The sequence below is a fragment of the Micromonospora sp. DH13 genome (genome assembly GCF_020873825.1).
GTDB lineage: Bacteria > Actinomycetota > Actinomycetes > Mycobacteriales > Micromonosporaceae > Micromonospora > Micromonospora haikouensis.
In genome coordinates this window covers 46,204-66,441 of sequence record NZ_JAHWGR010000012.1, presented here as the reverse complement: position 1 = coordinate 66,441, position 20,238 = coordinate 46,204, and the positions used below count along the sequence as shown (strand labels likewise).

The 20,238-nt window shown below is 73.8% G+C and carries 18 protein-coding genes; 8 read left to right on the top strand and 10 right to left on the bottom strand.

Going from position 1 to position 20,238, the window contains the following annotated elements; genetic code table 11:
* Positions 1-6: 6 nt before the first annotated feature.
* Positions 7-2,139, bottom strand: a complete 2,133-nt coding sequence (locus tag LPA42_RS14135; protein WP_077938654.1) for a transglycosylase domain-containing protein — start codon at positions 2,137-2,139, stop codon at positions 7-9.
* A gap of 121 nt (positions 2,140-2,260) precedes the next feature.
* Here LPA42_RS14135 and cobC point away from each other — a divergent pair, with 121 nt between their 5' ends.
* From cobC to cobA, 3 genes are read left to right on the top strand one after another with little or no spacing between them, the layout of a single operon-like run.
* Positions 2,261-3,487: an Rv2231c family pyridoxal phosphate-dependent protein CobC gene (gene cobC / locus LPA42_RS14130; RefSeq protein WP_228986601.1), complete on the top strand. Its 1,227-nt coding sequence runs from the start codon at positions 2,261-2,263 to the stop codon at positions 3,485-3,487.
* The gene (cobT, locus tag LPA42_RS14125) at positions 3,487-4,599 is read left to right on the top strand and encodes a nicotinate-nucleotide--dimethylbenzimidazole phosphoribosyltransferase (protein WP_077938658.1); all 1,113 of its coding nucleotides are present in this window, start codon (positions 3,487-3,489) and stop codon (positions 4,597-4,599) included. The genes cobC and cobT overlap by 1 nt, the downstream gene beginning before the upstream one ends.
* The gene (gene cobA / locus LPA42_RS14120) at positions 4,596-5,840 is read left to right on the top strand and encodes a uroporphyrinogen-III C-methyltransferase (protein ID WP_077938659.1); all 1,245 of its coding nucleotides are present in this window, start codon (positions 4,596-4,598) and stop codon (positions 5,838-5,840) included. Before cobT ends, cobA begins: the two co-directional genes overlap by 4 nt.
* A 144-nt stretch (positions 5,841-5,984) precedes the next feature.
* Here cobA and otsB read toward each other — a convergent pair whose 3' ends face one another.
* The 4 genes from otsB to LPA42_RS14100 form a co-directional block, all read right to left on the bottom strand.
* Positions 5,985-8,591, bottom strand: a complete 2,607-nt coding sequence (otsB, locus tag LPA42_RS14115; protein ID WP_077938660.1) for a trehalose-phosphatase — start codon at positions 8,589-8,591, stop codon at positions 5,985-5,987.
* On the bottom strand, positions 8,588-9,988 hold the full coding sequence (locus LPA42_RS14110; protein ID WP_077938661.1) for a trehalose-6-phosphate synthase: 1,401 nt from the start codon (positions 9,986-9,988) through the stop codon (positions 8,588-8,590). The genes otsB and LPA42_RS14110 overlap by 4 nt, the downstream gene beginning before the upstream one ends.
* A 141-nt stretch (positions 9,989-10,129) precedes the next feature.
* Complete coding sequence (locus tag LPA42_RS14105; RefSeq protein WP_077938662.1) at positions 10,130-10,516, bottom strand: hypothetical protein; 387 nt, start codon at positions 10,514-10,516, stop codon at positions 10,130-10,132.
* Positions 10,513-10,791 (bottom strand): hypothetical protein, encoded by a 279-nt coding sequence (locus tag LPA42_RS14100; protein WP_043966268.1) that lies wholly within the window; start codon positions 10,789-10,791, stop codon positions 10,513-10,515. The genes LPA42_RS14105 and LPA42_RS14100 overlap by 4 nt, the downstream gene beginning before the upstream one ends.
* A gap of 214 nt (positions 10,792-11,005) precedes the next feature.
* Between LPA42_RS14100 and ettA the strand changes: the two genes are divergently transcribed.
* The 4 genes from ettA (at position 11,006) to LPA42_RS14080 (ending at position 14,641) form a co-directional block, all read left to right on the top strand.
* Positions 11,006-12,682 (top strand): energy-dependent translational throttle protein EttA, encoded by a 1,677-nt coding sequence (gene ettA / locus LPA42_RS14095; RefSeq protein ID WP_077938664.1) that lies wholly within the window; start codon positions 11,006-11,008, stop codon positions 12,680-12,682.
* Between the two features lie 2 nt (positions 12,683-12,684).
* A complete protein-coding gene (locus LPA42_RS14090) occupies positions 12,685-13,140 on the top strand; it encodes a thioesterase family protein (RefSeq protein ID WP_077938665.1) in 456 nt (151 codons plus the stop codon).
* A 71-nt stretch (positions 13,141-13,211) separates the two neighbouring features.
* Positions 13,212-13,925: a hypothetical protein gene (locus tag LPA42_RS14085; protein ID WP_077938675.1), complete on the top strand. Its 714-nt coding sequence runs from the start codon at positions 13,212-13,214 to the stop codon at positions 13,923-13,925.
* A 131-nt stretch (positions 13,926-14,056) separates the two neighbouring features.
* A complete protein-coding gene (locus tag LPA42_RS14080) occupies positions 14,057-14,641 on the top strand; it encodes a YbjN domain-containing protein (protein ID WP_043966274.1) in 585 nt (194 codons plus the stop codon).
* Positions 14,642-14,690: 49 nt separating this feature from the next.
* Here the strand turns inward: LPA42_RS14080 and LPA42_RS14075 are convergent, their stop codons facing one another.
* The 3 genes from LPA42_RS14075 to LPA42_RS14065 all read right to left on the bottom strand — a co-directional run bounded on the left by LPA42_RS14075 (position 14,691) and on the right by LPA42_RS14065 (position 17,941).
* Positions 14,691-15,101, bottom strand: coding sequence for a globin (locus LPA42_RS14075; RefSeq protein WP_077938666.1), 411 nt, complete (start codon positions 15,099-15,101; stop codon positions 14,691-14,693).
* Positions 15,102-15,224: 123 nt separating this feature from the next.
* Positions 15,225-16,616, bottom strand: a complete 1,392-nt coding sequence (locus LPA42_RS14070) for an MFS transporter (RefSeq protein WP_077938667.1) — start codon at positions 16,614-16,616, stop codon at positions 15,225-15,227.
* A 299-nt stretch (positions 16,617-16,915) separates the two neighbouring features.
* Positions 16,916-17,941 (bottom strand): mechanosensitive ion channel family protein, encoded by a 1,026-nt coding sequence (locus LPA42_RS14065; RefSeq protein WP_077938676.1) that lies wholly within the window; start codon positions 17,939-17,941, stop codon positions 16,916-16,918.
* A gap of 318 nt (positions 17,942-18,259) precedes the next feature.
* Between LPA42_RS14065 and LPA42_RS14060 the strand changes: the two genes are divergently transcribed.
* The gene (locus LPA42_RS14060; RefSeq protein WP_043966647.1) at positions 18,260-18,802 is read left to right on the top strand and encodes an HNH endonuclease; all 543 of its coding nucleotides are present in this window, start codon (positions 18,260-18,262) and stop codon (positions 18,800-18,802) included.
* 30 nt (positions 18,803-18,832) lie between these two features.
* Here the strand turns inward: LPA42_RS14060 and LPA42_RS14055 are convergent, their stop codons facing one another.
* Entirely contained in the window at positions 18,833-19,720 is an 888-nt protein-coding gene (locus LPA42_RS14055) for a class F sortase (protein ID WP_077938668.1), read from the bottom strand.
* Between the two features lie 12 nt (positions 19,721-19,732).
* Positions 19,733-20,209, bottom strand: a complete 477-nt coding sequence (locus LPA42_RS14050; RefSeq protein ID WP_077938677.1) for a hypothetical protein — start codon at positions 20,207-20,209, stop codon at positions 19,733-19,735.
* Positions 20,210-20,238 lie beyond the last annotated feature (29 nt).

Genomic DNA, 20,238 nt, shown 5'->3' with positions numbered 1-20,238 from the left:
CGCCGGTCAGCCGACGATGGCGTCGGAGGGCGGGGTGAACTGGCGGGTGGGCTGGCCCTTCAGCCCGTCGCGCAGGGTGTTCGCCACCGCCGCGATCGGGATCTGGGACTGCCCGTCGCCGACCGCGTTGAACGGGTTGTCCGGGTCCGCGATGAAGCTCGCCGCCGCCAGCTCCGGTGTGTAGCCGACGAACCAGGCCGACCGGGTGCTGTCGGTCGTACCCGTCTTGCCGGCCACCGGGCGCCCCACCGTGCCGCGCACGCTGTCGGCGGTCGACCAGCCGCCGCAGCTGCCCTTCGCCGGGGTGTCGCCGGTCGGGCAGCGGGCCGCGTCGGTGGCGGCGCGGGCCGCGTCGGCGCTGACCACCTGCCGGCAGCGCGGCTTGGCGACCTCCCGCTCGATTCCGCCGGCCGTCGTGTACGTGGCCGGGGTGCCGTCCCGCTTGCTGATGGACTGGACGGGCATCGCCTCGCAGTACCGCCCGTCTGCGGCGATCGCGGCGTAGGCGTTCGCCATCTCCAGCGGGGTGGCGTCGGAGACGCCCAGGGTGAACGCGCCCCACTTCTTGGCCTTGGCCGGCGACGCCTGCTCCCGGTCGACGTCGGTGCGCCAGCGCAGCCCGAGCTGCTCGGCGAGCCGCACGGCGGCGTCCGCCCCGACCTTCTCCTCCAGTTGGACGAAGTAGGTGTTCACCGACTTGCCGAAGCCGGACCACATGGTCTGCCGGCCGGTCATCGCGCCGCTGGCGTTGGACGGGGCCCACCCGTCGTACACCTCGGAGCGGTAGCGGTACGGCGAGTCGTACGCGGTGGACAGCGGCATCCCGGCGTTGAGCGCGGCCAGCATCGGGAACATCTTGAAGGTCGATCCGGCCTGGTAGCCGGGGAGGTCGCCGCCGCCGAGCAGGGGCGCCACGGTGTTCGGATAGTTCGCCTTCACCTTCGGCGACGCCTCCGGGTTGGAGCTGGGCCCGTTCTCGCTGACGTCCAGCGAGTAGTTGCGGTTCACCGCCATCGCCTTGATCCGCCCGGTGCCCGGTTCGGCGACGACGATGCCGTTGGCGAACGGGCTGCCGGTGTTCTCCTTGGCCCCGACGTTCTTCTCGGCCGCCGCCTGGATCTTCGGGTCGATGCTGAGCACGATCCGGTAGCCGCCGCGGCGCAGCTTGTCCATCCGTTCCAGCCTGTTCTCCCCGAACGCGGGCTGGGCGCTCCACCAGTTCTTCAGGTAGTCGCAGGCGAAGCCCCAGGTCTGGTACGTCGCCGGCAGCGACGCGCAGTCGTTCGGCGGGTCGGTCAGCTTGAGCCGGATCGGCTCGGCCTTCGCCGCGGTGGCGGCGTCCGGGCTGAGGTAGCCGAGCTGCGCCATCCGGTCCAGCACGTAGTTGCGCCGGCCGGTGGCGTCCTTCTGGTCGGAGCTGGCCGGGTCGTACTCGGAGGGCGACTTGACGAGGCCGGCGAGGGTGGCCGCCTCGACCGGGCTGAGGGTGGCCGGCGTCTTGGAGAAGAAGATCTGCGCGGCGGCGTAGATGCCGTACGCCCGGTGGCCGAAGTACGCCGAGTTGAGGTAGCGCTCCAGGATCTGCTCCTTGGTCAGCTCCTTCTCGACGTCCAGCGCCATCCGCATCTCCTTGACCTTGCGCAGGCTGGTCTGCTGGGTGGCCTCCTGGACCTCCTTCGGGGTCTTGGCGCTGTCCCGGAGGGTCATCCGGACGAACTGCATGGTCAGGGTCGACGCGCCCTGGGAAACCCCGCCGGATTGGGAGTTGGCGACGAAGGCGCGGGCGGCGCCCTTCGGGTCGACGCCCCGGTGCTGGTAGAAGCGGCTGTCCTCGGCGGCCACGATGGCCTGCTGGATGTTCGGGGACATGTCGGACAGCTTCGTGTAGCGGCGGTACTCCTCGTAGAACATCGTCAGCACGGTGCGGCCGTCGGGCGCGTACACGTACGAGGTCTCGGCGGGCAGCGCGGTGCGCAGGATGTCGGCCTTCTGCTCACCGGCGTGCGCGGTGGCCTTGGCGCCGAGGCCGGTGACGGCGGCCAGCGGGTAGAGCGCGCCGGCGATGACGATGCCGGCGATCAGCCCGGCGCGCAGGAGAGGGACGAGACGACCAGCGGAGGCAAGGGGTCGGTAGCTCACGGGGTCAAGTTATGACATTTCCGATTCGTCCGTGAGAACAATTCATAAACCGGCGGCGGGTGACGCGGCCCACGCCGGGATGCGCTGTCCCGCGCGGCGGCTTCCCGGCAGGATCGCGGACATGCGTGCTCACCTGGTGCCGCCACCACCCACCCGGGACGAGCCGGACGCGACCGTCGAGGCGGGCCCCCGTCCCGACCCCGGCCCCGACGGACCGGGCCCCGACCGGACCGCCCCCGGCCAGGCCGGCATCGCCCCCGGCCAGGCCGGTCCGGCCCTCGGCTACGACGGTCCCGTCCCCGACGGTCCCGACCTCGGCCACCACGGGGACGCCGAGGTCGGCGACGGCCTGGTCGACCTCGCCGTCAACGTCCGCCGCGCCCCGATGCCGGACTGGCTGGCCGACCCGATCACCGCGGCCCTGGGCGAGCTGGCCGCGTACCCGGACCCCCGGCCCGCCCGCGCTGCCGTCGCGGCCCGGCACGGCCGCCCCCCGGAGGAGGTGCTGCTCACCGCCGGGGCCGCCGAGTGCTTCGTGCTGCTCGCCCGCGCCCTGACCGGCGCACGCCGGCCGGTCGTCGTGCACCCCCAGTTCACCGAGCCGGAGGCCGCGCTGCGGGCGGCCGGGCACCCCGTCGAGCGGGTGCTGCTCGACCCCGCCGACGGCTTCCGCCTCGACCCGGCCCGGGTGCCCGCCGACGCCGACCTCGTCATGGTCGGCAACCCCACCAACCCCACCTCCGTGCTGCACCCGGCCGCCGACCTCGCCGCGCTGGCCCGACCCGGCCGCGTCCTCGTCGTCGACGAGGCGTTCGCCGACACCACCGCCGCGCCCGGCGTCGACGGCGAGCCCGAGTCCCTCGCCGCCCGGCGGGACCTGCCCGGCCTCGTCGTCGTGCGCAGCCTCACCAAGACCTGGGGACTGGCCGGGCTGCGGATCGGCTACCTGCTCGGCGAGGCCCCGCTGCTGGCCCGCCTCGCCGCCGCCCAGCCGCTGTGGGCGGTCTCCACCCCGGCGCTCGCCGCCGCCACCGCCTGCGCGTCCCCGACCGCCGTCGCGGCCGAGCGCGCCATCGCCGCCGAGCTGGCCGCCGACCGCGACCACCTGGTGACCCGCCTGTCGGCCCTGCCCGGCGTACGCGTCGCCGGCCACCCGGCCAGCGCGTTCGTGCTGGTCCACCTGCCCGGCGCGGCCGGGGTGCGGCAGCGGCTGCGCGAGCGCGGCTGGGCGGTACGCCGGGGCGACACGTTCCCCGGCCTCGGCGCAGACTGGCTGCGGGTGGCCGTGCGCGACCGGGCCACCACCGACGCCTTCGCCCAGGTGCTGGCGGAGATCCTGGAGGCATGATGCTGCACACCACCATCGCGGCGATCCGGCCGCTCGACGAGCCGGCGATGGTCGCCGCCGGTGAGCTGCACGGTCGGCTCACCAAGCCGGCCGGCTCGCTCGGCGTCCTGGAGGAGCTCTCGGTGCGGCTCGCCGGCCTGGCCCGCTCCTGCCCGCCGCCGCTGCCCGAGCCTGCCGCCGTGGCGATCTTCGCGGGCGACCACGGCGTGCACGCCCAGGGGGTGACCCCCTGGCCGCAGGAGGTCACCGCGCAGATGATCGGCAACTTCCTGGCCGGCGGCGCGGTGGTCAACGCGTTCGCCCGGCAGGCCGGCGCCTCGGTCACCGTCGTCGACGTCGGCGTCGCCACCCCGCTGCCGCCGGCCGTTCCCGCCCAGGCGGACGGTCCGCCCGGCGACCCGGCGGGGCGCCCCGCCGCCACCAGGACGCCCCGCCTCGTGGCGGCGAACGTGCGCCCCGGCACCCGCGACCTCGCCGTCACCGCCGCCCTCACCCGCGACGAGGCGCTCGCCGCCGTGGAGACCGGCATCCGCATCGCCCGTGAGCTGATCGACGCCGGGGCGGGCATCCTGCTCACCGGCGACATGGGCATCGGCAACACCACCCCGGCCGCCGCCCTGGTCGCCGCGTTCACCGGCGTCGACCCCGCCGAGGCGACCGGCCGGGGCACCGGCGTGGACGACCCCACGTACGCCCGCAAGATCGGGGTGGTGCGGGCGGCGCTGGCCCGGCACGCCCCCGACCCGTCGGACCCGCTGGGCGTCCTCGCCGCCGTCGGCGGCCTGGAGCACGCCGCCCTGGCCGGGCTGATCCTCGGCGCCGCCGCCCGCCGGGTGCCGGTGCTGCTCGACGGGGTGATCGCGGTCAGCGCCGCGCTCGCCGCCGTCGCGTTCGCCCCGGACGCGGTCGGCGCGCTGGTCGCCGGGCACCGCTCCGCCGAGCCGGGGGCCACGGCCGGGCTGCGCCACCTCGGGCTCGACCCGCTCATCGACCTCGGGCTGCGCCTCGGCGAGGGCACCGGCGCGCTGCTGGCCCTGCCCGTGGTGACCGGCGCGGTCCGGGTGCTGCACGAGGTGGCCACGTTCGACTCGGCGGGGGTGGCCGAGAAGTGAGCGCACCCAATCCGTACCCCCTGGGTCTGCGCCTGGCGGGCCGGCGGGTGGTCGTGGTGGGCGGGGGAGCGGTGGCCACCCGGCGGGTGCCGGCGCTGCTCGACGCCGGCGCGGACGTCCTGCTGGTCTCGCCGGAGCTGACCCCCGCGCTGCGCGCCCACGTCGACGCCGGCCGGCTGCACTGGGAGCCGCGCCGCTTCGCCCCCGACGACCTGGACGGGGCCTGGCTGGTGCAGGCGGCCGTCGACGACCCGGTGGCCGCCGCGGCGGTCAGCGCCGCCGCCGCCGAGCGGCGGATCTTCTGCGTCCGGGCCGACGACCGGGCCGCCGCGACCGCGTGGACGCCGGCCGTCACCCGGCACGGCCCGGTGACGGTCGCCGTCCTCGGCGGCGGCGACCCCCGCCGCGCCATGACGGTCCGCGACGCCGTCCGCGACCTCCTCGGTGCAAGGAAGGGCCCCCTGTTAACGGATTCTGTAGAGGAGGGGGCCCCTGTTAACAACGCTGCCGCAGGGCGCGGGCGGGTGGCGCTCGTCGGGGCCGGGCCGGGCGACCCGGAGCTGATCACCGTGAAGGGGTGGCGGCTGCTCACCGAGGCCGACGTGGTGGTCGCCGACCGCCTCGTGCCGGGGCTGCTGCTCGACGAGCTGCGCACGGGCGTCGAGCTGGTGGACGCCTCCAAGATCCCGTACGGGCCGTCGCGGGCCCAGGAGGAGATCAACCGGATCCTCGTCGACCGGGCCCTGGCCGGGGCGTTCGTGGTGCGGCTCAAGGGCGGCGACCCGTACGTCTTCGGTCGGGGCGGCGAGGAGCTGCTGGCCTGCGCGGCGGCCGGGGTGCCGGTGACCGTGGTCCCCGGGGTGACCAGCTCGATCGCCGCCCCGGCGGCGGCGGGCGTCCCCGTCACCCACCGCGCGGTGGCGCACGAGTTCACCGTGGTCTCCGGGCACGTCGCGCCCGACTCGCCGGCCTCGCTGGTGCGCTGGGACGCCCTCGCGGGGCTGCGCGGCACGCTGGTGATCCTGATGGGGCTGAAGAACCTCGCCGCGATCACCGGGACGCTGATCGGGCACGGGCGGCCCGCAGACACGCCGGTCGCGGTGGTGCAGGAGGGCACGACCGGTGACCAGCGGAGCCTGCGCTCGACGCTCGGTGCGGTGGCCGCCGACGTGGCCGAGGCGGGCCTGCGGCCCCCGGCGGTCGTGGTGGTCGGCGACGTGGTGGGCGCGCTCGACGGCTGACCCCGCCCGCCACCCGCCCGGCGCCACCCGTGCCGGCCTCACCCGTGCGGGGCCCTTCCCGTGCCGAACCCACGAGATCGGGCGTTAAGAAGGGCCCCCTGCTATGCGCAATGCGTTAACAGGGGGCCCTTCCTTACACCTCGGTCACTGCTTGAGCATGTTGTCCAGCAGCAGGGCGCAGCGGATCAGGCCGAGGTGGCTGTACGCCTGCGGGTGGTTGCCCAGCCCGCGCTCGGCCAGCGGGTCGTACTGCTCGGGGAGCAGCCCCGTCGGGCCCGCCGTGTCGACCATCTGGGCGAACAGCTCCTCCGCGTCGGTGCGGCGGCCGGTGCGCAGGTACGCCTCGATCAGCCACGCCGTGCAGATGTGGAAGCCGCCCTCGCGCCCGGGCAGGCCGTCGTCCCAGTGGTAGCGGTAGACGACCGGGCCGCTGCGCAGGTCGGCCTCGATGCGCAGCACGGTGGACAGGAAGCGCGGGTCGTCGCCGGGGAGCAGGCCCGACAGGCCGATCCACAGCGAGGAGGCGTCCATGTCCTCGTCGCCGTACGCGACGCTGTAGGCCTCCACGTCGGCGTGCCAGCCGTACTCCAGCACGTTGGCGCCGATCCGGTCGCGCAGCTCCACCCACTCGGGCCGGTCCTCGCCGCCGTGCTGCCGCACCACGTGCAGCGCCCGGTCGACGGTCATCCAGCACATCACCTTCGAGAAGATGTGGTGCCGCGGGGGGAGGCGGGCCTCCCAGATGCCGTGGTCGGGCTCGTGCCAGCGGCGGCGGACCGCCTCGACCATGTTCTCCAGCACCCGCCACTCGTCCTCGCGGACGGAGCCCCGGGCGTCGGCGACGGCGGCGATGAGGTCGGCGATCGGGCCGAACACGTCGAGCTGGAGCTGGTGGTTGGCGAGGTTGCCGACCCGCACCGGCCGGGAGCCGGCGTAGCCGGGCAGGGTGTCGATGACCGCCTCGGCGCCCAGCTCGTACCCGTCGACGGTGTAGAGCGGGTGCAGCCGCTCGGGGTGCCCGCCGGTGCGTTCGATGCAGCCGTCCACCCAGCGCAGCAGCCCTTCGGCCTCCTCGGTGGAGCCGAGGTCGACCAGCGCCCGCGCGGTCATCGCCGCGTCGCGCAGCCAGCAGTAGCGGTAGTCCCAGTTGCGCACGCCGCCCAGCTCCTCGGGCAGCGACGTGGTCGCCGCCGCGAGGATCGAGCCGGTGGCCTCGTGGCAGAGGCCGCGCAGGGTCAGCGCGCTGCGGGCGACCAGGTCCCGGGCGGTGGCGGGCAGCCGCAGCGAGGCCACCCAGTCCTTCCACGGCTGCTCGGCGGCGGCCTGCCGCTCGTGGACCGTCAGCCGGTGGTGCTCCAGGCTGTGCGTGCCGAAGCGCAGCTCCAGCACCACCTGCCCGCCGGCGGCGGACAGGTCGACGACGGCCTTCGCCGTCTCGTACCCGCCGTCGTTGTCGACCTGCCACTGCACCCCGGGGGAGTAGAGCGCGATCGGCTCGTTGGAGCCGAGCACCAGCAGCCCGTCGCCGACCGGCTGGAGCTGCGTGGCGACCTGGCCGAACTCGGGCCGGGGGGCGAACTCCACCCGGACCTTGCCGGAGCCGGTGAGCACCCGCACCAGGGCGGAGTCGCCGGTGACGACCGCCGGGCCGTCGGGGGTGGTCTCCCGGGCCGGCTTGTCCAGCCAGTCGGTGACGGTGAGGCCCGACCAGCGGGTCTCCACCGTCATCGTGCCGGAACGGTAGCGCTGGCCCAGCGGGATGCCGCCGCGCTCGGGGGCGACGCTGAAGTGCCCCGCCGGGCTGCCGCCGACCAGGTCGGCGAAGATCGCCGCCGAGTCGGGCTTGGGGTGGCAGAGCCAGGTGACCTTGGCCTCGGGGGTGAGCAACGCGACCGTACGCCCGTTGGCGAGCATCGAGTGCCGCTCGATCGGGACGGCGCGCTCCCCGAACAGCCAGTGCCGCCGGGTCTCCAGCAGCAGGCCCAGCGCGCGGGCGGCCTCGATGGGCTCGCCGACCCGGTAGTCGGCCTTCGTCTCGCCAAGGCCGATCTTGATGCCCATGTCGGGGCCGTGCAGGTTGCCGAACGCGTTCTCGTCGGTGACGTCGTCGCCGATGAACAGCACGGCGCTGGCCGAGAGCTGGGTGCGGAGCTGGTCGACGGCGGTGCCCTTGTGGGTCGCCACCACCGACAGCTCGATGACCTCCTTGCCCTGGGTGACGGTGACGCCGTCCCAGGTGGCGGGGCCGGAGCGGACCGCGTCGACGGCGGCGGCGGCGACCTGCGGGTCCACCCCGCGGGTGTGCACGGCGACGCTGGCGGGCTTGCGCTCCAGCCGGACGCCCGGGTGGGCGTTGGCGATCTCGCGCAGCGCGTCGCGCAGCCGGGTGCGCACGGCGATCAGCTCGGGGGAGAGCCGCTCGACGAAGCCGATGTCGAACTCGGAGCCGTGGCTGCCGACGAGGTGGACCTCGCTGGGCAGCCGGGAGAGCGCGGCCAGGTCGCGCAGCGCCCGGCCGGAGACCACGGCGACGGTGGTCTGCGGCAGCGCGGCGAGCGCCCGGACGGCGGCGACCGACTCGGGCAGTGGCACGGCCTTGCTCGGGTCCTCCACGATCGGCGCGAGGGTGCCGTCGTAGTCACAGGCGACCAGGAGCTGCGGGACCCGGGCTATCCGCCCGATGGCCGCCCGCAGCTCCGGATCCAGCACTCCCGCGGCCGGGGCCGCCCCGTCGTGGACGGACGTGTTCACGCAACCTCCGTATCAGGCACACCGAGCTCGGTGAGGAACGACTTCGCCCAGTGCCCCACGTCGTGGGTACGCAGGTGGCGCTGCATGACCCGCATGCGGCGGCGGGCCTCGGGCTTCTCCACGTGCACGGCCTTGAGCAACGCGTCCTTGACCGCGTCCGGGTCGTGCGGGTTACACAGGAACGCCTGGCGCAGCTCTGTCGCGGCGCCGGCGAACTCACTGAGCACGAGCGCGCCGCCCTGGTCGGCGCGCGATGCCACGTACTCCTTGGCCACCAGATTCATTCCGTCTCGCAGCGGGGTCACCATCATCACGTCGGCGGCCACGTACATCGCCGCCAACTCACTGCGACTGTACGACTGATGCAGATAATGCACCGCCGGCACGCCGACCCTGCCGAATTCGCCATTAATCCGGCCAACCTCGCGCTCGACCTTGACCCGTAGGGCCTGGTAGTGCTCCACCCGTTCGCGGCTCGGCGTCGCCACCTGCACCATAACCGCGTCCGGAACTGTCAACTTTCCGTCAGCAAGAAGTTCGCGGAAAGCCTTGAGCCGGAGCTCGATGCCCTTCGTGTAGTCGAGCCGGTCGACGCCCAGGATGATCGTCCGGGGGTTGCCCAGCTCCTCGCGGATCTGCTTGGCCCGGGACTGGATCGCCGGGTCCTCGGCCAGCCGCTCCATCTCCTTCGTGTCGATGGAGATGGGGAACGCGCCCGCCTTCACCTGGCGGCCGTCGACCTGGATCATCTGCCCCTCGTAGCGCAGCCCGAGCAGGTGCCGGGCCAGCCGGACGAAGTTCTGCGCCGCGAGCCGCTGCTGGAAGCCGATCAGGTCCGCGCCGAGCAGCCCGCGCAGGATCTCGGTGCGGAACGGCATCTGCATGAACAGCTCGATCGGCGGGAACGGGATGTGCAGGAAGAACCCGATCCGCAGGTCGGGGCGCAGCTCGCGGAGCATCGCCGGGACGAGCTGGAGCTGGTAGTCCTGCACCCAGACCGTCGCGCCCTCGGCCGCGACCTCCGCCGCGGCCTCCGCGAACCGCGCGTTGACCAGCCGGTACGCCTCGCGCCAGCGCCGCTTGTACGCCGGTGTCTCCACCGCGTCGTGATAGAGCGGCCAGATTGTCGCGTTCGACTGGCCCTCGTAGTAGCGCTCCAGCTCGTCGGCGCTCAGCGGCACCGGGTGCAGCCGGATGCCCTCCAGGTCGAACGGCTCGGGGGCGGGGCCGGTGCCGCCGGCCCAGCCGACCCAGGTCCCCTGGTGCTCGGCGAGGACGGGGTGCAGGGCGGTGACGAGGCCACCGGGGCTGCGTCGCCACTGCCGCCCCTCGGGGGTGTTCACCTCGTCGACCGGTAGTCGGTTCGCCACGACGACAAAGGAACTACGGACGGTCACGTTCGGCCACCTCCGGGTGCTGACGGGTCCACCGCGATTGAGCGTACTGAGCGTAGCTGCGGCGTCTGGGGCCCCGTGCCGGAGTTACCTACCCGTCCCACGCTGGCCGAACCGTGAAGGTGATCACGTCGGCCCCCCGGCTCACAGATCGATGATCGGCCACTCCTTCGGCAGCACCTCGCCCAGCACCTCGCGCCGGTCCGTCATGATCGGCGTCGTCGCCCGGGCGGCCTCCATCGCCGCCTGCGCCAGGTCCATGCTCCCCAGGGTCCGCGACCAGCCACCGAGGATCGCGCACATGTCGTGCTCGACGGGAGTGACGACCACCTGTTCGAGGTCGCCGAGGATGTCCAGGAGCGGCCAACCGTCGCTGGTCACCTGCCGGTACGCGGCGGCCAGGCAGAGGGTGGGGACGACCACGACCTGGAGCTTGTCCGCGACCTTGGCGATCTGCTCGCCGACCGCCTCGGTCCCTTCGGAATAGGCGAGCAGGCAGGAGGTGTCGAGCACCAGGCCGGCCTCGCTCACGAGGCCAGCCGTCCGCGCGAAGCCTCGCCCAGCAGCGCCGCCGCCTTGGCCCGCAGCTCGGGCGTGATCTTCGCCTGCGCCTCGTCGAGCCGCTGCCCGGCTTCGGTGAGACCCGCCTCGGTCAACCGGAAGCCGACCTGCCGCAGTGCCCGACGGGTGCGTTCCCCGGCCATCCGCTGCCGGACGCTCTCGGTGATGAACGCCGAGACGTTCGGCTCCTCGGCCAGCCGCTCCGCCACGTCGTCGGGAACGCTGATGGCGATCTTCTTGGTCATACCGCGAAAGCTATCCGGTTATACCGGGCGGGGCAAGGAGGCGCGCGGGGGTGGTCGCCGGGCGGGGTGATGTGGGCGCAGCTCGGCGTACCTGTCAGGATTGACGATGGCGTGCGTCGTGGCCGGCCCCCGGCCGGCGGCGGCGAGGGGCCCCGGAGCCCGCGCCCGCATCCCGACGCGTCGAGACCAGCAATCAACGGAGGTAGCCCGCACCGTGGCCCAGTTCATCTACGTCCTGGAAAAGGCGCGCAAGGCGCACGGCGACAAGGTCGTGCTGGACAACGTGACGCTGAACTTCCTGCCGGGGGCCAAGATCGGTGTGGTCGGCCCGAACGGTGCCGGTAAGTCCAGCCTCCTCAAGATCATGGCAGGGCTCGACCGGCCGAGCAACGGCGAGGCCCGGCTCATGCCCGGCTACACCGTCGGCCTGCTCGCCCAGGAGCCGCCGCTCAACGACGCCAAGACCGTCCTCGGCAACGTCGAGGAGGCGGTTGCCGAGATCAAGTCGAAGCTGGAGCGGTTCAACAAGATCGCCGAGCAGATGGCGACGGACTACTCCGACGAGTTGATGGAGGAGATGGGCAAGCTCCAGGAGGAGCTGGACACCGCCGACGCCTGGGACATCGACTCCAAGCTCGAACTGGCCATGGACGCGCTGCGCTGCCCGCCGCCGGACGCCGACGTGACCCAGCTCTCCGGCGGCGAGCGCCGCCGCGTGGCGCTGTGCAAGCTGCTGCTGGAGGCGCCCGACCTGCTGCTGCTCGACGAGCCCACCAACCACCTGGACGCCGAGAGCGTGCAGTGGCTGGAGCAGCACCTCGCGAAGTACGCCGGCACCGTCCTGGCCATCACCCACGACCGCTACTTCCTCGACAACGTGGCCGGCTGGATCCTGGAGCTGGACCGGGGCCGGGCCATCGGCTACGAGGGCAACTACTCCACCTACCTGGAGAAGAAGGCCGCCCGGCTCTCCGTCGAGGGCCGCCGCGACGCCAAGATGAAGAAGCGCCTCTCCGAGGAACTGGAGTGGGTCCGCTCCAACGCCAAGGCGCGGCAGACCAAGTCCAAGGCCCGCCTCGACCGCTACGACGAGATGGCCGCCGAGGCGGAGAAGACCCGGAAGCTGGACTTCGAGGAGATCCAGATCCCGCCGGGCCCGCGCCTGGGCAGCACCGTCATCGAGGCGCACAACCTGACCAAGGGCTTCGGCGACCGGATCCTCATCGACAACCTGTCGTTCTCGCTGCCGCGCAACGGCATCGTCGGCATCATCGGCCCCAACGGCGTCGGCAAGACCACCCTGTTCAAGACCATCGTCGGGCTGGAGCAGCCCACCGGCGGCGAGGTCAGGGTCGGCCCCACGGTCTCGCTGTCGTACGTCGACCAGAACCGGCAGGGCCTGGCCGGCGACAAGACGGTCTGGGAGGTCGTCTCCGACGGGCTCGACCACCTCATGGTGGGCAAGGTCGAGATGCCGTCGCGGGCGTACATCGCGGCGTTCGGGTTCAAGGGCCCCGACCAGCAGAAGCCGACCAAGGTGCTCTCCGGCGGCGAGCGCAACCGGCTCAACCTGGCGCTGACGCTGAAGATCGGCGGCAACGTCATCCTGCTCGACGAGCCGACCAACGACCTCGACGTCGAGACCCTCTCCAGCCTGGAGAACGCGCTGCTGGAGTTCCCCGGCTGCGCCGTGGTCATCTCCCACGACCGGATGTTCCTCGACCGGGTCGCCACGCACATCCTGGCCTGGGAGGGCGACGACGAGAACCCGGCGAAGTGGTTCTGGTTCGAGGGCAACTTCGAGGCGTACGAGAAGAACAAGGTCGACCGGCTCGGCGCCGAGGCGGCCCGCCCGCACCGGGTGACCTACCGCAAGCTCACCCGCGACTGAGCATGGCTGACCGCTTCGTCTACCACTGCACGCTGCGCTGGTCCGACCTGGACGCGTACGGCCACATCAACAACTCGCGCTTCCTCACCCTCTACGAGGAGGCGCGGGTGGCGTTGATGTTCGCCGGCGGCAAGGCGTGGGGCGTCGGCTCGTTCGCCGACGGGGTCGTCATCCGCCGGCACGAGGTCGACTACCTGCGCCCGGTCGACTACGCGCTCGGTCGGGCCACGGCGGAGGCCGCCCCCACCGTCCGGATCGAGCTGTGGGTGGAGGAGATCCGGGCGTCCCGGTTCACCGTCGCCTACGAGCTGTACGACGGCGACACCCTCGCCAGCACCGCCCGCTCGGTGCTGGTCCCGTTCGACCTGGCCGCCCAGCGGCCCCGGCGGATCACCGACGAGGAGCGGGCCTTCCTGCTGTCGTACGCCCCCGGCGGCACGTCCGGGAGGCCGGCGTGAGCGGCGCCCCGGCGCGCCCGCAGGGCCCCGGCCCGGCCGGCACGGATCCCGGCCCGGCCGGCGGGCACGGGCTGACCGGGGCGGCCGACGCGGGCGCGTTCCTGGCCCGGCTGGTCCGGCTCGACCCGGCCGCGCCGGTCCGGCTGCGGTCTGCCCCGCCGGTGGGCGGGCCGGGCGCGGCGGGCGGCCGGACGGCGCTCTGGGCCCGGCTGCCGTGGGGCGTGCTGGCCGTCCGGACCGTTGGCGGGCCGGGGTGCGGTGACGTCACGGTGGCCGCCCGGGAGCTGCTGGCCGCGCTGTCGTCCGGCACGGGCGACCTGCCCGCGCGGCGGGACGCGCAGTGGCGTTGGCCGCTGCCGCCGCCGGCGAGCCGGTCGGTGGAGCTGCTGCCCGCCGGGGAGCTGTGGCGGATCGCGGAGGCGGCGGCCGGCACGCTGCGGGACGCCGCCGCGCACGGGGTGGCCGGCCGGGCGGTGGGGCAGCGGGCGCTGCGCGACGCCCTGCTCGACCACGTCGCGGTGGTGGTCACCCCGGAGGACCCGCCCGGCCCTCCGGTCGAGGTCGCCCAGCGGCTGGTCCAGGGGCTGGTGCGGATGGGCTTCCTGGGCCGCCCCGGCAACGCCGCCGGGGCCGCCGCGGGCCCCGGTGCGGGGGCCGGAGGCGGTGACGTCCAGGTGAGGATGGCCGGCCGATGGGTCGGGCTGGTGGGACCATACGGAGCTGTGTGGTCGCAGAAGGTCGCGGATCTTGCCGTTACGCCGCTCGGGACTCATCCGAAAGTATGACCGGCGGTCATTCTTCTGGCCTGGGGCTGTCGTTGGGGGGATGCCACAACCCGGCTGTCCGGGTACCGTCCATCCTCGGATCCAACGCACCGTAGGCGGCTGGATCCGCTGGGGAGTGAGGTGCGCGAGCGATGCCGTGGTGGTCATGGCGCCCCGGTCCCGCCGTTGGCGGCGAACCGGAAACTCGAAGCGGGATCACAGTGGACAGCACCGTCCGGGTCGGACCACCGGCCCCACGTCAACCGGGCGACGACTGCCCGTCCGTCGATCGGCCGATGATCGCCGACATGTCGGCCACCATCGCGCCGGTCACCCTTCGCCGGGTCTGCGACGCGCTCGACCTGCTGGACGTGCGCTACCTGGCCGACGGCGACGGCAACCTGCTGGCCATGTGGGAGCGGCACGCGGTGCTGGTCACCCTGGAGGGTCCCGAGGACGAAATCCTGGTGATGCGGGCCCGCCCGCACGCCACGGTCCCACCCGACTGGGCCGACCGGGCCTACCGGGTGGTCAACGAGTGGAACCACACCCGACGGTTCTGCAAGGCCTACATCGGCGACCCCACCGAGCGGGGGCAGTTGCCGATCTACGCGGAGCTCCAGGTGCCGCTCGGCGCCGGGGCGCACGACGCGCTGCTGGTGGAGATGCTCGACTGCGGGGCCGCGGTGGCCACCACCTTCGTGGACTGGCTGCACGACGAGGGCGCCCTGCTCTGACCCGTACGGTCCTGCCCAGGCCGCCGCCGGCGGCCCGGGCAGGACCGCGTCAGGCCGGGTCCTCCATGACGTTGACCATGAAGTAGGCGGCCCGTTCCAGGTAGTCCCAGAGCGCGGTGGCGATCTCCGGCGGCAGATCCAGCCGGTCCACGGCCCGTCGCATGTGGTGCAGCCAGGCGTCGCGCTCGGCGGCACCGATGCGGAACGGGGCGTGCCGCATCCGCAGCCGGGGGTGCCCCCGCTGGGCGGAGTAGGTGTTGGGGCCGCCCCAGTACTGCATGAGGAACAGCGTCAGCCGGTCCGCGGCCGGGCCCAGATCCTCCTCCGGATACATCGGCCGCAGCAGCGGATCGGTGGCGACGCCGGCATAGAACTCGTCCACCAGCTTGCGGAAGGTGGGTTCGCCGCCGACCGCTTCGAAGAGGGTCACGGCACGCTCGGACTCACCGGTGGGATTCACCGCTCCATCCTGCCAGGTGCGGCCGGAGCCGGCGGGGGCCAACCGGCCCGTGCGCTGCCGACCTCGTCACAGCGGGGCGGGGGCGGTCCGGCCGGCGAGGGGAGTCGGGCGGCCCCGGGTGGGTCAGCTCACCGCCTGGCTGGCCCGGCCGCGCTCGCCCGGCGTGCCACCCTCGTGTCCGCCGCCCGCGGCGGCCGGCCGGGGTCGAGGCTCGCCGCCCCCGGCCGGGGTTGGCGCGCCCGCGTTGCCGGCGGCCTCGACCGCCGTGTCGATCGCCGCCCGCGTCGGCCACGCCGCGGCGGTGAGCAGCATCAGCACCACGCCGGCTGCGCTCCACCCCCCGACCACCACCGGGATCGGGAAGCGCTCGGCGAGCAGGCCGGTGACCAGCACCGCGAGGCCCTGGATCACCTGGACCCCGGTGGCCATCACGCCGAACGCCCGGGCCCGGTAGCCGTTGGGCAGCGCGCGGACGAAGAGACCGTTGGCGACCGGGAGCAGCCCGGCGACCGCGAAGCCGCACAGGCCGGCGAGCAGCGCCACCACCAGCGGCGGCGGGTCGAGCAGCGACGGCACCAGGACGAGCGGGGCGAGCACCGCCAGCGGCCGGATCAGCACGAGCCGGCGGGCCGGGGCGACCGCCCGGCTGACCAGCAGCCCGCCCAGGATGAAGCCGACCGGGTTGGCGGCCATGATCACGGCCTGGGCGACGCCGCTGTCCATGCCGTCGTCGACGCCCTCGCGGGCCCAGGCGGCGGCCAGCCCCTCCGGCACGATGGAGAAGAGCATGGCGCTGAAGACCAGCAGGGCGATCGCCCGCAGCACCGGGGTGCCGAAGACGATCCGGAAGCCGTCGCCCGTCTCCCGCAGCAGGTGGCTGCGGTGGGCACTGGTCATCGCCGGCGGCCGGTCCTGGACGCCGAAGCGGACCAGGGCCGCCGAGAGGGCGAACGTGGCCGCGTTGACCAGCAGGGCGAGGGTCGGGTCGAACGCGGCGAGGGCCGCGCCGACGAGGTAGCCGAGCACCTGGGCGGCCTGGCCGGTGCTGCTGTTGAGCGAGAGCCCGACCACCAGCCGGTCGCCGGTCAGGATGAGCGGCATCAGCGCGGACCGGGCGGCCTGGCTGGGCGGGTTGGCCAGGGTGGTCGCGAAGAGCAGGCAGAGGATCAGCCACGGCTCGTTGCCCGGGAGGGCGACCAGCACCATCAGGGCCATGCGGATCAGGTCGCACGCCACCATCACCGAGCGGTAGCGGTAGCGCTCGGCCAGCGTGGCCAGCAGCGGGCCGCCGATCAGCCAGGGCAGGAAGCTGACCGCGAACGCGGCGGCGGAATAGCCCACGGACTGCGTCTCGCGGTAGACCAGCACCGTGACCGCGGCCTTGGCGATGAAGTCGCCGATCCAGGAGAGCGCGCTGGCGGTGAAGACCGCCCTGTACTCCCGTTGGGCGAACACCTCGCGGAAGGTGGCCGGCCCTTCCTGGGAGGGTCGCTCGTCGGACACCGTGGCCTCCATCGTTCCCACGGTGGGCCACTCGTGATGGCCTGACCGGGAACCGTCGTCAGATCTACGGATCAGCGAGACGTAATCACGCTCCGGCAGGTGGCGTGCGTACCGGATTCTGCCCGATCGTCTGACAACTAGCTAGGGCGAACGGATTGATCGTCGCATCTCCGACTGAACGAACGGACGATACCCGAGGGGCCGCGCGGTCCGCGACCCCTGTATTCTCGGTCAACAAAACCGCAGGTCATCGACGGTTCTCGGTGTCTGGAGCGGGGCGGGGCCGCTGCGGCGGTGGCGGCGGAGCCGGGTCAGGTGGCCCCGCCCTGGCCGGTCGCCGTGTCGTCCGCGGCCCGCAGGGGGACGCCCGGATAGAGGCGGGCGGCGGCGATCTTCGCGGTGATGCCCGAGTTCTCCAGCGCCTCGGCGAGCCGCCGGCGCAGTTCCCGGCCCACCGCGAACTGCCCGTCCGCGGTGGTCTTCACGACCGTACGGATCACCGCGCCGTCCACCGTCATCTGCTCGACGCCCAGCACGTCGGGCTGCTCCACGATCTCCGGGGCCAGGTCCGGGTCCAGGGCCACCGACGCGGCGGCCGTGCGCAGCACCGCCGTCGCCTCCTCGGTGCCGGCGAAGCCGATCGGCAGGTCCACCACGACCAGCGCCCACCCCTGGCTCTTGTTGCCCACCCGGACGATCTCGCCGTTGCGGATGTACCAGAGCACGCCCCGGCCGTCGCGGACCGTGGTGACCCGCAGGCCGACCGACTCCACCACGCCCGTCGCCTCGCCCAGGTCCACCGTGTCGCCCACGCCGTACTGGTCCTCGACCAGCATGAACAGCCCGGCGATCAGGTCCTTGACCAGGCTCTGCGCGCCGAAGCCGAGCGCCACGCCGGCGATGCCCGCGCTGGCCAGCAGCGGCGCCAGGTCGAAGCTGAACTCCCGCAGGATCATCAGCAGCGCGATGCCGAAGACGAACGCCGTGACCATGCTGCGCAGCACCGAGCCGATGGCCTCGGCCCGCTGCCGCCGCCGCTCGGGGATGAACTCGCCGGGCTCGTGGGCGGCGGTCGGCACCCGCTCGCGCAGCGGGCGCAGCAGCGTGGGCACCCCGTCGGCGGTGGTCCGGACCAGCCGCTTGATCATCCGGTGCAGCGCCCACCGGGCGAGGAGGGCCAGCGCGAGGATCAGCAGCACCCGCAGCGGCTTGAGCAGGATCCAGTAGCTGCCCTCCGCGAACCAGGCCGAGCCGCTCGTCTCGTACAACCACTCGCAGGAGGTGCTGCCCTGGCAGTCCGCGCTCGGCGACGGATCCGGGGACGCTCCGGGGGCCACGACGGCGGCCGCGGCGGCGGGAAGGGCGGCGAGGAACAGGCTGGGGGCGCTCACCCTGCTTTCGTACCCCACCGCCCGCGACCGGCCGGCAGCGGGGCGCAAACCCCGGGGCGGACCGTGCGGAACCGGTCATCCTGACACAACCTCGGAATGCTTCGGCTAGGGACCCCGGATTAGTACGTGCAATCCGGGGCCTTATCAGGGACGATTGGCGCAACGGACGTCGGTGATCCCGCCGACGCCGGCGTCGTTCCGCCCTGCGCGGGGCACGCCCGGCGTGCCAGCGGTGGGAGCAGCTGGACCGGGAGGGTGAGCTCGATGCCTGACATACGACCCACGGTGGGCTCCGGCGCGCTGGTTCTCAACGCCACCTACGAGCCGCTGTGTGTCGTGTCGGTGCGTCGCGCCGCCATCCTCGTGCTCTCCGCCAAGGCCGTCTGCGTCGCCGACGGCGAGGGGATCCTGCACAGCGCCCGCAACGCGCTCCCGGTGCCCTCCGTGGTCCGGCTCACCCGGTTCGTGCGGGTGCCCTACCGCGCCCACGTCGGGCTCTCCCGGCGGGCGATCTTCGCCCGGGACGGCTGGCGGTGCGCCTACTGCCGGGGCCCCGCCGAGACCATCGACCACGTCTTCCCGCGCAGCCGGGGCGGCCGGCACGCCTGGGAGAACGTGGTGGCCGCCTGCGCCCGGTGCAACCACACCAAGGGCGACAAGACCCCCGCCGAGCTGGGCTGGCGGCTGCACGCCCCGCCCGCCGTGCCGAAGGGGACGGCCTGGCGGGTGCTCGGGCACCGGGCCCCCGATCCGCGCTGGGCGGACTGGCTCGACCTGCGCGAGGCCGAGACCGAGGCGGCGGCCTGAGGCGCGTGTCCTCCGCCGGCGCGGTGTGCGTCAGGTGGTGCGCGCCTTCACCAGGGAGGCGTACACCACCACGTTGTCGGCGTATCCTGTCTCGCCGCCGACCCACGCGCCGCCGCAGGTGATCAGGCGCAGCCCCGGCCGGCTGAAGTCGCCGTAGACCTCGTCCACCGGCAGCCGGGCCTTGGCGTAGCGCCGCACCTCGTCGACCTCGAAGATGGCCACGGAGCGGTCGGCCCGGCGCACTTCGACCCGGTCGCCGGAGCGCAGCTCCTTCAGCTCGTGGAAGACCGCCGGCCCGGTGCGGGTGTCGACGTGGCCGACGATCACGGCCGGGCCGTACTGGCCGGGGGTCGGGCCCTGGTCGTACCAGCCGGCCTCCTGGGCGCGGTCGGCGTCGGGCACCCCGATGCTGCCGTCCGCGGCGATGCCCACGTCGTGCACCGGGGCGTCGAGGCCGATCGGCGCACTCGCGATGCCCACCGGCCGGCTGGCCGGCAGCACCGGGAACTTCTTCGGCGGGGGCCGCAGCCCGGCGATGAAGCGGTCCGGCAGGAGGCTGTGCCCCGTCACCTGTTCGACGCCGAGCATCGCCACGATCAGCACCATCAGGGCGGCGACGAACAACACCGGGAACCCGGGGCCCCGGCGGACGGCCCGTTGCCACCGGCGGGCGGCCGTACCGGAGGGGTCCGCCGCGCCGACGGGCCCGGCGCGGCCGGGTGTCACGGCGCGGCCGGGCGGCCCCACGGTGGTGACGCTGGCGGAGAACGCCTGCCGGGCCACCCGGGCGAACCGGCCGTAGCCCCGGGCAACGAGCCGGGCCGCCGCCCGGACCGGCCTGCGCCGCGTCCGCCGGGCGCGGTCCCGCCGGTCGCGCTCGCGTCGGGCCGTGGCGTCGGCGCGGGTACGTCGGGCCATGACGGCTCCCGGTCAGGACCGCGTCCCGGTCTGCCGGCGGGAGCCGAACGCACCGAACCCGGCCGCCACGGCCGCCGCCACCAGGCCGCCGACCAGCAGCAGCGAGCCCGTGCCCCGGCCCTCGCCGGCCGTGCCGCCGGCACCGGTGTTCGGGCCCTTGCTCGGCTGCGTCATGTTCAGCACGGTGAGGGTGGTCGTCGCGGTGCCGCCGTTGGCGCAGCGCAGCTCGACGGAGTAGTCGCCGGCCTGCTTGTTGCCGGGGATGGTGACCGCCCCGGTCAGGAAGCCGTTGTTCGGCCGGAGCACGACCCGCCCGAACGCGTCGGACTGCACGTCGGCCTGGCGGTTGTTGTCGTTGTCGCAGCTCGCCCGGATGTCGACCCGGGTGCCGGCCTGGGCGCTGTTCGGGGTGACCTCGATGAAGGTGTTCTCCCCGGCTCGGGCCGGCGCGCCGGCGAACAGGACGAACGCCCCGAGCACGCCGAGCACGGTCAGCACGGCCCGTACGGTCAGCCCGG